At 68.0% G+C, this 15,300-nt stretch carries 12 protein-coding genes; 4 read left to right on the top strand and 8 right to left on the bottom strand.

Annotated elements, in window-relative coordinates; translation table 11 throughout:
- Positions 1-4: 4 nt before the first annotated feature.
- The 5 genes from C6Y44_RS06130 to C6Y44_RS06110 all read right to left on the bottom strand — a co-directional run bounded on the left by C6Y44_RS06130 (position 5) and on the right by C6Y44_RS06110 (position 5,826).
- Complete coding sequence (locus tag C6Y44_RS06130) at positions 5-1,912, bottom strand: putative bifunctional diguanylate cyclase/phosphodiesterase (RefSeq protein ID WP_192378729.1); 1,908 nt, start codon at positions 1,910-1,912, stop codon at positions 5-7.
- Between the two features lie 13 nt (positions 1,913-1,925).
- A complete protein-coding gene (locus C6Y44_RS06125) occupies positions 1,926-4,115 on the bottom strand; it encodes an Rv1355c family protein (RefSeq protein WP_159418991.1) in 2,190 nt (729 codons plus the stop codon).
- Positions 4,115-4,867, bottom strand: coding sequence for a hypothetical protein (locus C6Y44_RS06120; RefSeq protein WP_192378728.1), 753 nt, complete (start codon positions 4,865-4,867; stop codon positions 4,115-4,117). Before C6Y44_RS06120 ends, C6Y44_RS06125 begins: the two co-directional genes overlap by 1 nt.
- 72 nt (positions 4,868-4,939) lie before the next feature.
- The gene (locus tag C6Y44_RS06115) at positions 4,940-5,365 is read right to left on the bottom strand and encodes a hypothetical protein (RefSeq protein ID WP_159418992.1); all 426 of its coding nucleotides are present in this window, start codon (positions 5,363-5,365) and stop codon (positions 4,940-4,942) included.
- Complete coding sequence (locus tag C6Y44_RS06110) at positions 5,362-5,826, bottom strand: GyrI-like domain-containing protein (RefSeq protein WP_159418993.1); 465 nt, start codon at positions 5,824-5,826, stop codon at positions 5,362-5,364. The genes C6Y44_RS06115 and C6Y44_RS06110 overlap by 4 nt, the downstream gene beginning before the upstream one ends.
- A 232-nt stretch (positions 5,827-6,058) precedes the next feature.
- Here C6Y44_RS06110 and C6Y44_RS06105 point away from each other — a divergent pair, with 232 nt between their 5' ends.
- The 4 genes from C6Y44_RS06105 to C6Y44_RS06090 are packed head-to-tail and all read left to right on the top strand — an operon-like array spanning position 6,059 to position 10,286.
- Entirely contained in the window at positions 6,059-7,315 is a 1,257-nt protein-coding gene (locus C6Y44_RS06105) for a class I SAM-dependent methyltransferase (RefSeq protein ID WP_159418994.1), read from the top strand.
- The gene (locus tag C6Y44_RS06100) at positions 7,312-8,100 is read left to right on the top strand and encodes a glycosyltransferase family protein (protein WP_159418995.1); all 789 of its coding nucleotides are present in this window, start codon (positions 7,312-7,314) and stop codon (positions 8,098-8,100) included. The genes C6Y44_RS06105 and C6Y44_RS06100 overlap by 4 nt, the downstream gene beginning before the upstream one ends.
- 36 nt (positions 8,101-8,136) lie before the next feature.
- Positions 8,137-9,177: an NAD-dependent epimerase/dehydratase family protein gene (locus C6Y44_RS06095; RefSeq protein WP_192378727.1), complete on the top strand. Its 1,041-nt coding sequence runs from the start codon at positions 8,137-8,139 to the stop codon at positions 9,175-9,177.
- A complete protein-coding gene (locus C6Y44_RS06090) occupies positions 9,174-10,286 on the top strand; it encodes a class I SAM-dependent methyltransferase (protein WP_159418997.1) in 1,113 nt (370 codons plus the stop codon). The genes C6Y44_RS06095 and C6Y44_RS06090 overlap by 4 nt, the downstream gene beginning before the upstream one ends.
- A 7-nt stretch (positions 10,287-10,293) precedes the next feature.
- On the opposite strand, the gene C6Y44_RS06085 is transcribed toward C6Y44_RS06090, so the two are convergent.
- The 3 genes from C6Y44_RS06085 to C6Y44_RS06075 all read right to left on the bottom strand — a co-directional run bounded on the left by C6Y44_RS06085 (position 10,294) and on the right by C6Y44_RS06075 (position 15,260).
- Positions 10,294-10,968: a MazG family protein gene (locus C6Y44_RS06085; RefSeq protein ID WP_159418998.1), complete on the bottom strand. Its 675-nt coding sequence runs from the start codon at positions 10,966-10,968 to the stop codon at positions 10,294-10,296.
- A complete protein-coding gene (gene mfd, locus C6Y44_RS06080; RefSeq protein WP_174247082.1) occupies positions 10,965-14,618 on the bottom strand; it encodes a transcription-repair coupling factor in 3,654 nt (1,217 codons plus the stop codon). The genes C6Y44_RS06085 and mfd overlap by 4 nt, the downstream gene beginning before the upstream one ends.
- A gap of 63 nt (positions 14,619-14,681) precedes the next feature.
- Positions 14,682-15,260, bottom strand: coding sequence for a PIN domain-containing protein (locus C6Y44_RS06075; protein ID WP_159418999.1), 579 nt, complete (start codon positions 15,258-15,260; stop codon positions 14,682-14,684).
- Positions 15,261-15,300 lie beyond the last annotated feature (40 nt).

Below are 15,300 nucleotides of genomic sequence, written 5' to 3'. Positions count from 1 at the left end.
ATCTTCAGCGGGGCAGTCGGCCCTTCACACTCTTCGTCGCCGCCCACGTGTCCGTGTTCCACGGCAACCGCACACTCCCGGCCTGGAGCATCCATCGGAGCCGGTCGGGCGTGGTGGGCCTGCTCAGCAGAAAGCCTTGCGCCCGTGTGCAACCCAGATCCAGCAACTGCTTCACGGCACCGACGGTCTCGACACCCTCCGCGACCACCTGCAGGCCGAACGACGAGGCCAGACCCACGATGGAATCGACGATGACCCGATCTTCCTCGCTGTGCTCGAGGTTCTGCACGAAACCCTTGTCGATCTTGAGCGTGTCGACGGGAAGAGCCTTGAGATGCCCGAGCGAGCTGTACCCGGTCCCGAAATCGTCGATCGCGACCCACACCCCCAGCCGCTCGAGCCGGCGGAGGGTGTCCTTCGTGCGCTGGAGGTCGCCCACGACCACGTTCTCGGTGATCTCGAGGCACAGTTCCGACCCCACGAGGACGTGGTGGTGCAGGACCGATCTCACCGTGGAGTCGAAGTCCATCGACACCAACTGGACGGGAGAAACATTGACACTCATGATGATCCGCAGGTCGGGAATCTCTCGTTTCCACTCCGCGAGTTGCGCACAGGCCCGCGTGACGACCCACTCCCCCAGTTCCCCGGCGAGATTGGTGGCCTCGGCGACCTCGACGAATTCTCCCGGCTGGAGCACGCCCAGCGGTGAACGATTCCATCGCACGAGCGCTTCGACGCCGAGGATCGTTCCGGTCCGCAGGTCGATCTCGGGCTGGTACTCCAGCGTCAGGTGCTCGTCGTCGATCGAGGAGCGGAGGTTCATCTCGATGATGGTGCGGCGCTTGCCCTTCTCGTTCATGTCCTCGGTGAACACACCCACACCGTTGCCACCCTGCCGCTTGGCCACCATCATCGCCTGATCGGCACGACTGAGCAGCGACGCCGAACTCACCTCCCCCGGCGTCCCGAGCGCGACACCCACGCTGACGCCGCGCCCGACGGTCCGGTTACCGAGCGCGACGGACGCCCCCACCGCATCCTGGTACACCTCGGCCCGCTCCATCGCCTCCTCCATCGTGGACGGACCGTCCAGCACCACGACGAATTCGTCACCGCCGAGCCGGGCGACGAGGTCGTCGGGCCTGCTGCCCTTCGCAAGACGGTCCGCGATCCGGCAGAGATACGAGTCGGCCGCGTCGTGTCCGAGGAAGTCGTTCAACGCCTTGAGACGATCGAGGTCGAGGAACAGCAACCCGACCGGGCCCTCCGCGCCCGGTTCGAGCCGCTTGTCGAGATATTCGAACAGAGCGCGTCGGCTCGCGAGTCCGGTGAGGGCGTCCTCGTAGGCAGCCCTACGCAGATCTTCCTCCGCCCGGACGCGTGCCTGCACCTGTGCGAGCAGGACCGCGATCAACGTCAACGCGTTGACCTCGTCCTCGGTCCACGGCCGCCCCCCTTCGTTCACGAAGCCCAGCACGCCGGTCGTGACCTGCCCGGACACGAGCGGCACGGCCACCATGGAGATCTCCGACCATCCCGATGCGGCGAACACCCGCTCGGTGTAGTCGGGGGACTCGACAGCCGGATACGACGTCCCGCCGGCACCCGCCAGCAGCGGTTCCTTCAGATGCTCCACGGCCGCGAAGACGGGGTCCGCATCGCGGAAATAGACCACACCGATGGGATCGGGGTCGGGCACGTTCTCCCGCGGCGGCCACTCGGCGACCAGGATCGTCGCCCCGATCTCGTGGTCGTTGTACCTCAGGAAGCAGGTGTCGACGCCGAGTTGCTCGACGAGATCCCGGAGTACGAGACGCACTACCTCCACGTGCGAGGCCGCGTCCGCGGGCATCAGCCGTGCGGCGATCCTCGTCACCAGGCTTTCGAGTGTTCTTCTCGTACCGGGCATGACACCTCCGTCGTCAGCCAGGAGCAGGGATGAGTCCGTCGACATCGCCGACATGTCGCACGCGGTCGTTCCGGCGCCGGCTGCGCATCGTCGCAGCCGAGGCACGACCGAAGCGCAACAGCAGGGCGAGGCCTCCACCCTCGGGAACGTTCAGGACGGCGTGCAGATCCTGCCGGAGCGCGTCGAGATCGTCGACATGCCTCGGGCTCAGACGCTCGAGATCGCTTCGCGTATCGGCGTACAGGAAGACCGGCGACACGGGCTGGACGGCCAGACCGATCTCCTGCGCCGCGATCCAGACGCTCTCGACCACCGCACCGCCCCGGATGTAGTCGGCAGGCGAACGGCCTTCGGTGAACACCGCGACGAGTCCGGCACTACCGAGCACGCGGTCGCGGGTCATCTTGCCGAGGCCCCTCCCGAGTCCCCACTCCGCGAGCCGGTCGAGGGCGTCGTCGCGCAGGACGACGTCGAGCATCGCCGCCTCCGCGGTGTCGAGTCCGAGGGAGTCCACCTCGATTCCGCTGTCGGGATCGGGGTCGCCCGGCCACCGCAGCTCGGCGACCATCTCGCTGCGGAGCCGATTGTCGAGATACCGCACGCGATCCGATTCCGCGAGGATCTCCGCGAGGCGGGCGATGTCGGCGCTCTCGGTGACGACCCCGATACGTCCGCCGACGAGGCGGGCGGCCGCGTGCATCGCCTCGAGTTCGTCGTCCGTGACGGTGTGGGGATCACCGGGTGACCGGTTGGTCGCGCGCGCGAGCATGCCCGCGTGGTACGCCGCGAGATCCGGATCGGTGTCGCTCCCCAGCTCCAGGTGGGCCAGCGGGACACCCGGCTCCGGTTCGCCGGGACGATCGAGCACCGTGTCCGGCCCCAGGATCTTGTGATTCGCCGCGGCCACCCGCGCGTTGTGCAGGGCTGCGCCGAGCGCGACGAGACTCCCGCGCCGGTGCAGGTCCATCAGGACGGGTTCCGGTTCGGGTGCCAGCGCGAACGTCAGACGGTCCGGTTCGACGACGATCGACCACGGCTGGGCGTTGCCGCCGGAGGGTGCCCGGATCGCGGCGTCGATCACGGCTTCCACCGGATCCTGCGGCACCCCGTCCGGCGGGGTCTCCGGCACCGTCGCCTCCGGTTCGGTGCCTGCCGGCTCGTCGACCTCGTCCGGCACATCGGAAGCCCCGGAGGGCACGTCGAGGGCGTCGAGGTGCGGGTCGAGGTCGACCCGGCACCGCCCTGATGCGACGGGGCGATCGAGGACGATCCCGCGCACCGCGGCGGACACGGTCACGCCGCCGAGCCCGACGTCGGCTCCGAGTTGCGGCCAGGTCTCCAAGGATTCACCGACCTCGAGCATGGAGGCCGCCATGCGCGCGGAGATCTCCTCCGGGTCGAGCAGACGCAGCACGTACGGGACCTTGTCGCGGGTGGACAGCGTCTGCAGTGTCTCGGGGTCGATGTCGCCGAGCAGGCCGTGGAAGGGCAGCAGGTCGCCGTCGAGGTCGAATCGTTCGACGTCGAGCAGTCCTCGATCGCTGGTGTGCATCACCACGGGGAGTCGTTGCCGCGCCGCTTCCGTCCGGATCAGCAGCTTCACGTCGAGCGAATCGCACTCGTCGACCACGACGTCGAGGTCCCGGCAGAACGCCCCCACCGTCTCGGGGGTGACGCCCTCGGTCCATACCTCGACCGGCAGGTAGGGGTCGAGTTCGGCGATACGCCGCGCCGCGATCACGGCCTTGTTCACCCCGAGGTCCGTGATCGATACGGGCAATCGGTTCATGTTGGACAACTCGAGCGTGTCGAAATCGGCGAGACGCAGTGCGCCGCAGGCACCCTCGAGGGCGAGGGTGTAGGCGACGGCGTGGCCGACGCTCAGTCCGACGACGCCCACCTTCGCGGAACGCAGGCGCGCCTGCTCGTCGGCGGTGATCTTGTTGCGATTACGGTCGAGCCGGAGTCGGTCGAATCCGGCAGGGCCCAGGATCCTGACCGCGATGCGGTTCCAGGGATAGTAGGCCCAGCGCGGGGCCTCGTCAGGGAGGTCGTCACCGAGAGCGGCGAGGCCTGCTCGTTGGTCGTCCAGTCGATCCCGTAGGTCCACGCCGTCGCGACGCAGCTGCTCCAGAACGGCCATGTCCGCTTCGAGGTCCTCGGCGAGCAGCAACGCCGCGCACGGTATGTCCTCCGAGGCCATCACATCTCCCCATCCGATTCCTCCAGGTCACCCCTTCCCAGCGAGCGTAGGGGAAGCAGGGAGGACATATACGGGAAACCGGGCGCCCCATCGGATGCGAGGAGTTTCTCGAGCTCCCGGCTCCGTCGTTCCGACCTGCACCGTTCGACGTCCCACACGATCAGGTACGTCCGGTAGCGGTCGTCCGGATAGGGGCAGGGCGGGATCTCGTCGACGATCTCCGCTCCCGCCTCCTGCCAGCGGGCCACCGCCGTGCTCGCCGAGGTGGCGACGAGATACCGCGTGCCGAGCAGCTCCATCGAATAGGTCAGCGTGCGCGCCACTCCCGCACTGAGCGCGGATCGGCGCACCGCGCCCGAGCCCACCCACGTGCTCTTCACCTCGATGAGACCGTGGGGGACGTAGGCGTCGAGGATCCCCGCGATCCTCGCCCTGATGTCGGGGTCGGTCCATTCCAGGACGGCGTGGGACTGACGTCCGCTCCCGTACGGCCCCAGCGCGCGGGAACCTCCCTGGACGACGCCCTCCGTCGTCACGGCGGCGAAGAACAACGCGGTGGACCTTCCGTCACGGATCGAGTCGTATTCGAGGGCGCCCTCGGCGCCGAAACGTCGGTAGGCGGCGCGGGCACCGTCCAGGAACTGCGCCCATAGTTCCGGTTCGCCCTGCGGTGTGGCGGCGACGAAGTGATATCCCGAGTCCTCGTCCCAGAAGTCGAGCGTGCGGCGCGTGAAGAGCGGCTGGGGATCCACGGACGACCTTTCCTCCCGCGGCCCGCCGAGCGCCCCCCGACGAGGTTGTGCGCTCGACGAACCGGGGCATGCTCAGACCACGGATATGTACAACACGGGCTCGCCCCGCTCCGGGATGACCGCCAACTCCTGGGTGTAGGCGCGGTTGATCACGCCTTCCTTCTCGGCCATCTCGACCTGCCGCCACAGATCCTTGTAGAGGTCGGGGGACGGCCCGTCGGGCACGAAACGTGCCGCGTACCGCTCGCCGACCCGGATCATCGAGTCGCCTGTCTCCAGATCGTCCGGATCGTCCAGGCGGTATCCGAAGACCGCGGACCATCCCACGCGCGGATGGCAGGTGAACACGGCCATGAGGTCGCGAATCTTCCTCAGCCGCAACCGCTCCAATGTGAAATCGGTCAGATCGCCCGATTCTCCGAAAACTCCCGGTTCCGCTCCCGGGACCACGAGTCCGCCGACGAGGCAGGGTTCCGCCTTCACGACCGTGAACGTCATCGGTCCGCCTCCTGCCTCGGGTCGACGATCGCGACATAGAGTTCGATTCCGAAGGCGTGCGGGTAGGTCTCGAAATCGCCGGTGAAGGCGCGGGTGATCTCACCTTCCGCTTCGGCGTCCCAGATCTGGCGCCACAGGTCGTCGAAGACGTCCGTGAATCGGCTTCCCACCGCGGAGAACTTCGCGTAGGTGCCGGCCGGAACACGGGATACGACATACCCCTCGGGGACGTCGTCGACCGACGAGCAGCAGAACCCCACGGTCTGCGTGTAGTACGAATCTATGTCTTCCGCGTGATCGGTGTAGGCCGCGGCGAACGGACCGTACGTCTCCCCGTTCAGCAGAGCAGTCCATGCCTCTTCGAGGTGCGGATCTCGGAGTCGGCCGAGAGCTCGGCGGGGACTACGAACCGGAATGCCGACAACGAGGGTTTCGTGGCGCTCCACGATTTGAAACGACATCGGGCAGTTCCTCCAAACACGTCCAGCTTCCCCCTGCTTCGCGTGCACTGCCCGACACCGGCACAACGAATACGGATATGAGATTAGGGGGTGAGACGGCAGGTTTCCAGCAAACACGAAAACCAAACTGAAGTCTTTTTTTGGCTTGTTTCCCTTCTTTGAGTATGGTTTATTGGGGGCATCGAGTTCGGGCGCCGGCCCGGACACGCTCTTCCAGCGAGGGGGCACCCGCATGAAGTGCCGACTGTGCAATTCGGACCGCCTGACCAGCATCCTGGATCTCGGAGCCACTCCCCCGTGCGAACGATTCCTCACGGCCGAGCAGCTCGACCTCCCGGAATGCACCTACCCGCTCCACCTGCGTCTGTGCGAGGACTGTCTGCTGCTGCAGATACCCGCGCTGATCACGCCGGAGGACACCTTCACCGAGTACGCCTACTACTCCTCGTACTCGCAGTCGTGGGTCGACCATGCCCGGCGCTTCGTGCACGACGCGCTCGGAAGCGGGCGGCTACGGCCCGATTCGACCCTCATCGAGGTGGCGAGCAACGACGGATACCTGCTCCGTCACGCTGTGGACGCCGGCATCAGGTGCCTCGGCATCGAACCGTCGGTCAACGTCGGGGAGGCGGCCCGGGCCGCCGGCGTGCCGACCCACACCGGATTCCTCGATGTCGAACTCGCCGAACGCATCCGGTCGGAACACGGACCTGCGGACCTCGTCGTCGCCAACAACGTCTACGCCCATGTACCCGACCTCGTCGGATTCACGCGGGCACTGCGCCTGCTCATGGCCGACGACGGCTGGCTCAGCATCGAGGTCCACCACGCTCTGAACCTGGTGGCGCTCGGCCAGTTCGACACGATCTACCACGAACACTTCCAGTACTACACGGTGCTGTCGGCCGCCCGGGCCCTCGCGTCGGGAGGGCTCCGGGTGGTCGACGTCGAACTGCTCGACACCCACGGTGGCTCTATCCGCGTGTGGGCACGACCCGATCAGGTCGCACAGAACCGCACACCGCGCGTCGCGGAGATACTCGAGATCGAAAGGCGCGCAGGACTGCACGATCCCACCGGTTACTTCCGGCTCGAACCGCTCGCACGCACCTCCCGTCTGGAGCTGTTGCGCTTCCTCCTGCAGTGCCGCGAGGAGGGTCTGTCGGTGGTCGGCTACGGAGCGCCCGGCAAGGGCAACACCCTGCTCAACTACTGCGGGATCCGACCGGATCTGTTGTCCTACACCGTCGACCGGAATCCGTACAAGCACGGACGCTTCACCCCGGGGACCCGGATCCCCATCGAACCCGTCGAGCGGATCGCCCAGGACCGGCCGGACATCGTCCTCGCACTGCCCTGGAACCTCGAACCCGAACTGACCCGCCAACTCGCCTACATCGCGGACTGGGGAGGACGTCTCGTCTTCCCCCTCCCCACCATCCACACGACCATCGGTGAACCCGAACTGTCCTGGAGGACCACATCATGAAGGTTGTACTGTTCTGCGGCGGTTACGGCATGCGCATGCGCAACGATCGCAACGACCAGATGCCCAAGCCGATGCAGATGGTCGGTCCGCGCCCGATCCTGTGGCACATCATGCGGTACTACGCGCACTTCGGGCACAAGGAGTTCATCCTCTGCCTCGGCTACGGCGCGTCCAAGATCAAGGAGTTCTTCCTCGACTACCACGAGGAACAGTCCAACGACTTCGTTCTGCACGGCAACCGGGTCGACTGCCTGAGCACCGACATCAGCGGCTGGAAGATCACCTTCGTCGACACCGGGCTCGAATCGGCGATCGGTGAACGCCTGCGCCGCGTCCGCAAGCATCTCGACGGCGACGAGTACTTCCTCGCCAACTACGCGGACGTGCTGACCGACGCCCCGCTCGACGACATGATCGACGCGTTCCACGCGTCCGGCGCCACGGCCTCCATGCTCGTCGTGCCCCCGCAGTCGTCCTTCCACTGCGTGGACGTCGCGGAGAACGGTGAGATCAAGGAGATCACCCCGGTCAGCGAGTTCCCCATCTGGGAGAACGGCGGATACTTCGTCCTGAACCAGGCGATCTTCGACCTGCTGCCACCCGGCGGCGACCTCGTCGCCGACGTGTGCGGTCCGCTCGCAGGACAGGGAAAACTGTTCGGCTACCGCCACTTCGGCTTCTGGAAGCCGGCCGACACCTTCAAGGAACGCGCCGAACTCGACGACAACTTCGCACGCGGTATCCATCCGTGGACGGTGTGGGAGACACCGGCGGTGACCTCGTGAACCTCATGACTGCCGACGATCCCGGGAGAGATTGACATGCGCGTACTCGTCACAGGCCATCAGGGTTATCTCGGATCCGTCATGGTGCCCGAACTGCTCGCCCGCGGTCACGAGGTCGTCGGCCTCGACACAGGCCTGTTCGCCGAATGCACCCTCGGTACGGCACCGCAGGATCCGCCCGGCATGACCGTCGACATCCGCGATGTGGGGGTCGAGCACCTCACCGGTTTCGACGCCGTCATCCACCTCGCGGCGTTGTCGAACGACCCGCTCGGTGCGTTCGCACCTGAGATCACCTACGACATCAACCATCTCGGGTCCGTCCACCTCGCCAGGTGCGCGAAGGAGGCCGGTGTGCGCCGGTTCCTCTACGCGTCGACCTGCTCGGTGTACGGAAGCGCGGGCGATGATCTCGTGGACGAGAGCGCCCCGCTCCGTCCGCTCACGCCCTACGCCGTGAGCAAGGTCCGGGTCGAGGACGACGTCGCGGCACTGGCCGACTCGGGCTTCTGTCCCGTATTCCTCCGCAACGCCACGGCCTTCGGATACTCGCCGCGGCTCCGTGCAGACATCGTCGTGAACAATCTCGTCGGCACCGCGGTGCTCACCGGCGAGGTGCGCGTCCTGTCGGATGGGACGCCGTGGCGTCCCCTCGTCCACGCGAAGGACATCGCCCTCGCGTTCGCGTGCGCGCTCACCGCACCGGAGAGCGACGTGTACTGTGCCGCCTTCAATGTCGGCACCGAGTCCAACAACGTCCGCGTACGCGACATCGCCGAGTCCGTCACCCGCGCGGTCCCCGGTTCGTTCGTCTCCATCACGGGCGAGACCGGCCCCGACCCGCGGTCGTACCGCGTGAACTTCTCGGCCATCCGCCGCGCCATGCCGGCCTTCGTCCCGTCGTGGAGTGTCGACGCGGGCGCAGCCGAACTGTTCCGGCACTTCGTCGCCGACGACCTCACGAAGGAGGACTTCACGCAGCGCTTCACACGTCTGGCACATCTGCGGCGGCTGTCCGATGCGGGACGCCTCGACCCGACGCTGCGGCCACGTCCGGCGGGTGTGTCCCGCGAATGAACAGGTGCCGCGCGTGCGGCCACGATCGCCTCGAGCGAGTCCTCGATCTCGGGGCGGTCCCGCCCGCCGATCTCTTTCCATCCGCGGACTCGTCTCCCTCACCCGCCGAATCAGCCCACGAACTGGCGATGGTTCTGTGCACCGGGTGCGGACTCGCGCAACTGGCGGACGACGACACCGTCCCGGACGAACCCCGCGGCATCGAGCCGGAGGCACTGCGCGAGCAGGCCCGCGAGGCCGTCGAGGCGGTCGGGAAGGCCGGCAGGCTGAAGGGCCGCACGGTGATCGAGTTCGGCAGCCCGCACGGCGGCACCTGGCTTCCCCTGCTGATCGAACGCGGATTCCGGCCCGCCGTCCCCGGCGCCGCCGCGTCCGTCGTCCTCGACAGTTTCGGCATCATGCACGAAACCGATCAGCGCGCGGCCTTCCTCAAGCGCGCGGCGTCACTGTCCCCCGACGGTGTGCTGCTGCTGCAGTTCCACACCCTCTCCGCCATCGTCTCGCAAGGACAGTGGAACGCCCTGCGGCACGGGCATTTCGCGTACTACTCGCTGACCGCGCTGCGGCGACTGCTCGAGGACGTGGGACTGCACATCTCCGAGGCCTGGACCTTCGATCTCTACGGCGGCACCGTGCTGGTCGCTGCCGAACGGGATCCGTGGACCAATGCGGGACTGAGCGCGCGCCGGATCCTCGCCGCCGAACGGGCGACCGGCATCACGAGCGCTGCGACGCTGCGCACCCTGCAGCGGCAGGCCGACCGCCAGGTGGACGAACTCGTCTCCTGGCTGCGGGAGTCGGCCGCCGAACACCGACGGGTGTTCGCCTACGGCGCGGCCTCCCGGGCCGTGGCACTGTTCGCGCGCGCGGGCGTCGACCGCTCGCTCATGGAGGCCGTCGCCGACGGTTCACCCGCGAAGGCCGGGCGGCGCATGCCGGGCACGGACGTCCCGATCGTCGACCTCACCGCTCTGCGCGACGCATCCCCCGATTGCATCCTGCTCACCGTCCCCGACCTGCTCCCCGAAGTGCGGGCGCAGTTCCCGGAGTTCGAGGGTCGCTGGTGCATTCCACCCGACAGCCGGCACGGGGTCCGCTGGGTCGGATGAGACACATTCAGGCGCGGTGCTCGTCGGCGGGTGCCCAGTAGCGACGCCACGCATCCTCGTCGAGCCCGCCGTGCGGAACCCCGTCGGTGTGCGCGGCCTTCTCCGTCGCCCGGATCGATCCGGCGAACGCGAGGATTGCCGATCGGAGCGTCGACTCCGTGTCACCCGTGCCGGTGATCCGGACGACCCGCAATGCGTCGGGCATCAGGTCCTCCGGGAAACCCGCTCGCCTCGCGCGTTCGATCACCTTGTCGGCCAGGGAGAGTGCAGGCTGTGCCATTGCGATCCCGTCGAGGCACGACGCGCGTGCCTTCTCCGCCTTCTTCGCGATCTCCCACGCCGCTTCCTGTTCCGCGACGTCGAGCGGCCCGGTGTGCCCGTTGGTCAGGTGCGGGCTGCGCGCGGCGAGCTTGGCGACGAGGGTCGCCGCCACGTCGTCCACCGTGAACTGGCCGTTCGCCTCGGCGATCCGGGAGTGGAACAGCACCTGCAGCAGCAGGTCGCCGAGTTCTTCGCGGAGCTCGTCCGGATCACCCGACTCGACGGCGTCGAGTACCTCGTAGGTCTCCTCGATCAGATAGCGGCGCAGACTCTCGTGGGTCTGGGTGACCTCCCAACCCCCGAACGACCACAGTCTGTCCATCACGGCCGCCGCCTCGGCGAGAGCGGTGTAGTCGGTCATGCGTTCACCGTCGCCGCACTGTTCAGATCCACCGAACCCTGCGGCTTGCCGTCGAGGGCGAGCAGGAAGTCGGCGATGTACTGCAGCAACGCCACGTCGCGCACCCGGTCCGATCCGACCCCGCCGGTCCGCGGGATCGGCAGCTGCACCAGACCGCTCGTCGCGCGGTACTGCGCGCCCGGATACAACCGCTTCAGCCGCATCTGCTTCGAGTCGGGCAGTTCCATCGGCGAGATCCGGATCTGGGTGCCGGTGACCGCGACCTCCTCGAGGCCGTACTCGCGGCACAGCAACCGCAACCGGCCGACGGACACGAGCCGCTGGACCTCCTCGGGCAACGGACCGTAGCGGTCGACGAGTTCGTCGACGACCGTGGCGATCGCGGCGTCGTCGTTCGCAGCGGCGAGCTTGCGGTACGCCTCGAGACGCAACCGGTCGGACGCGACGTAGTCGGCCGGGATGTGCGCGTCGACGGGAAGGTCGATCCGCACCTCCTTGGGTGCTTCGTCGGTGGTGACCGTGCGGCCGTCGGCCGCGGCCCGGTACGCCTCGACGGCCTCGCCGACGAGCCGCACGTACAGGTCGAAGCCCACCCCGGCGACATGACCGGACTGTTCGGCACCGAGAACGTTACCGGCGCCGCGGATCTCGAGGTCCTTCATGGCCACGGCCATACCCGCGCCGAGATCGGAGTTCTGCGAGATCGTGGCGAGCCGGTCGTAGGCGGTCTCCGTCAGCGGCTTCTCCGCCGGGTACAGGAAGTACGCGTAGCCGCGCTCACGCGAACGCCCGACGCGACCGCGCAGCTGGTGCAGCTGCGACAGGCCGAGCGAATCCGCGCGTTCGACGATGAGCGTGTTGGCGTTCGAGATGTCGAGACCGGTCTCGACGATCGTCGTGCACACCAGCACATCGAACTCGCGCTGCCAGAAGCCCTGCACCGTCTTCTCGAGAGTCTCCTCGTTCATCTGCCCGTGCGCGACCGCGACCCGCGCCTCGGGGACGAGATCGCGGAGTCGCTTGGCGGCCTTGTCGATCGAGCTCACCCGATTGTGGACGTAGAAGACCTGACCGTCGCGGAGCAACTCCCGGCGGATCGCCGCGGCGACCTGCTTGTCGTTGTAGCCACCCACATAGGTGAGGATCGGGTGCCGTTCCTCGGGCGGGGTGAGGATGGTCGACATCTCGCGGATCCCGGCCATGCTCATCTCGAGGGTTCGCGGGATCGGTGTGGCCGACATCGTGAGCACGTCGACGTGCGTGCGCAGCGCCTTGATGTGCTCCTTGTGCTCGACGCCGAAACGCTGCTCCTCGTCGACGATCACGAGACCGAGGTCCTTCCAGCGGATCCCGGTCTGGAGCAGGCGGTGGGTGCCGACGACGATGTCGACGGTGCCGTCGGCCATGCCCTCGGTGATCGCGCGCGAATCGGATGCATCGGTGAACCGGCTCAGTCCCTTCACCGTCACGGGGAAGGCCGCCATCCGCTCGGTGAAGGTCTGCAGGTGCTGCTGCGCGAGCAGGGTCGTGGGGACGAGCACCGCGACCTGCTTGCCGTCCTGCACGGCCTTGAACGCCGCACGCACCGCGATCTCGGTCTTGCCGTAGCCGACGTCGCCGATCACGACGCGGTCCATCGGCACCGCCTTCTCCATGTCGGCCTTGACCTCGGAGATCACCGTGAGCTGATCCTGTGTCTCGGTGAAGGGGAAGGCGTCCTCCATCTCCTTCTGCCACGGCGAGTCGGGCGCGAAGGCATGGCCGGGCGAGGCCTGCCGCGCCGCGTACAGCCGCACGAGCTCACCGGCGATCTCGCGAACCGCCTTGCGCGCCTTGCGCTTGGTGTTGGCCCAGTCGGATCCGCCGAGCTTGCTGACGGACGGCAGCTCGCCGCCGACGTACCGGGAGAGCTGGTCGAGCTGTTCCATCGGCACGAACAGCTTGTCTCCGGGCTGGCCACGCTTGCCGGGTGCGTATTCGATGACGAGATATTCGCGGCGGGCGCCGCCGACGGTCCGCTCGACCATCTCGACGAACTTGCCGATGCCGTGCTGGTCGTGGACGACGAAGTCACCGGCGTTCAGGGCGAGCGGGTCGACCTGGTTGCGACGCTTGACGGGAGTCTTGCGGCCCTCGGTGACCACGCGGTTGCCGGTGAGGTCGGCCTCGGTGACGACCACCAGCCCCGGCACCACGTTGTCGTCGTTGCCGGGGAGGACGACGCCCTCGTGCAGGCAACCGCGCATGACACCGACCTGCCCGCGCACCGGTTCGGTGCCCGGCTCGAGCTTGGCGGCGGGGACCTCGTTCTCCTTCAGCCGCTCGAGGATCCGCTGTCCGGTGCCCGCACCGGCGACGACGATCACCGCGCGGCCACCGGCGGTGACGTGGGCGCGCAGGTTCACGAACAGCATCGACAGCAGGTCCTCGGAGCCGCGGACCTCGGGGGCGGGCTGCACGTCGAGGACGAGTTCGGTGTCGGCACCGGAGGCGAGCGGGCTGAGCGTCCACCACGGTCTGCCCGCGGCCTGCGCGGCCTCGCGCACCTGACGCAACGACCGGTAGGCCGACGCACCGAGATCGAGCTTCCGGCCGTCCACTCCGTTGAGGTTCGAGGTGTCGAGCGGCGCCGCGCCCCCGATCGAGGCGGCGGTCCACGACGCCTCGAGGAACTCCTGCCCGGTGCGGGCGAGATCGCTCGCGCGGGTGCGGACCTTCTCCGGATCGCAGATCAGCACGTGCGTCCCGGCGGGCAGAACGTCGGTGAGCAACTGCAACTCACCGGGCTGCAGCACCGGAAGCAACGCTTCCATGCCCTCGACGGGAATGCCGCCGGCCATCTTGTCGAGCATCTCGACGAGCGCCGCGTCGGCCGGGTTGTCCTGGGCGAGCTGCGCGGCGCGGGCCTTGACCTCGTCGGTGAGCAGCAGTTCGCGGCACGGCGGTGCGACGAGCACCGGCACGTCGACTTCGGAGATCGAACGCTGGTCGGCGACGGAGAAGCAGCGCAGTTCGGTGACCTCGTCGCCCCAGAACTCGACGCGGACCGGATGGTCGGCGGTGGGCGGGAAGACGTCGAGGATGCCACCGCGCACCGCGAACTCACCGCGCTTGCCGACCATGTCGACGCGGGTGTACGCGAGTTCGACGAGTCGCTCGACGAGTTCCTCGAAGTCGTGTTCGGTGCCGACCCGCAGCGTGACGGGGTCGATCTCGCCGAGCCCGGGAGCCATCGGCTGCACCAGCGACCGCACGGTGGCGACGACGACCCGCAGTTCGGGCCCGAGGTCGCGATCGTCGGGACGGGCGAGGCGACGCAGGACGTGCAGGCGACGGCCGACCGTGTCGGCGCTCGGCGACAGGCGCTCGTGCGGCAGGGTCTCCCACGAGGGGAACTGCGTGACGCCCTCGCCGAGCATCTCGGTGAGTTCGGCGGTGAGATCGTCGGCCTCGCGTCCGGTGGCGGTGACCACGAGCAGCGGTGACTTCTCGGCCAGCGCCGCCGCGACGAACGGCCGCGCGGCGGGTGGTGCGACGATCTCCTGTTCGGCGGAACCGGCGAGCTCGCCGATCCTGCGCAGTCTGTCGTCGGCCAGCGCGATCCGCGCCAATCCGGACAGTGGGACAGCGGCCGGGGGCACAGCAGACAAGGAAGGCGCTCCTGAGTGTGGGACGAGAACCTTGTCGAGTCTATTCCGCTGTTCCCCCGGGCGTCACCGCGCCGGGGGCGCGAGGAGGTCGGCGCTGTTGGCACCGAGATCGCGCGCCGCCCACTCGGCCAGCCTGGTGAGCAGTTCGTCGTCGCCCACCTCGCGCCGGGTGTCGTCGTCGGCGAGCCAGCGGCGGCGCACCATTCTCAGTAGTGCCGCGCGGGTGCGGGTGGGATCGGCGTCGAGCGCGAAGGTGACGAAGGCGTCGGGTGTCCACGCTTCGATGCCCGATCGTTCCAGTGCCCCCGTGAGCTCGGGGTCGGCGGTGACGACGGCGTCGGCGTGGCACAGCAGCGCCACCGAGGTCACGTGTGCCTCCCTCGGTCCCGTCACATGCGGGACCTCGCGGAGCACGGTGGTGGGCCACACGACGCGGGCGTCGGGGAAGGCGCGGTCGAGTTCGGCGAAGAGGAAGTCGCGGGCGGGACGCAGCAGTTCCTGCGGTAGTCGGCGGTCCACTTCCGCGATGATCCCGTCGCTCCAGAAGGGTTGGTAGAGGCCCTCTTCGGCGAGGGCGAGCGCCACATCGCGCAGGCGGGGGCGGGCGAGGACCGTCGCACCGAGCACCACTCGAACCGGCATCGTCACCCTTCGTCGAATCGTCGGAACGGACCGTACCGTG

The organism is Rhodococcus rhodochrous (assembly GCF_014854695.1).
Taxonomy (GTDB): Bacteria; Actinomycetota; Actinomycetes; order Mycobacteriales; family Mycobacteriaceae; genus Rhodococcus.
Note: the sequence above shows the minus strand (reverse complement) of the source record. Positions and strands in the feature narration are given on the sequence as shown.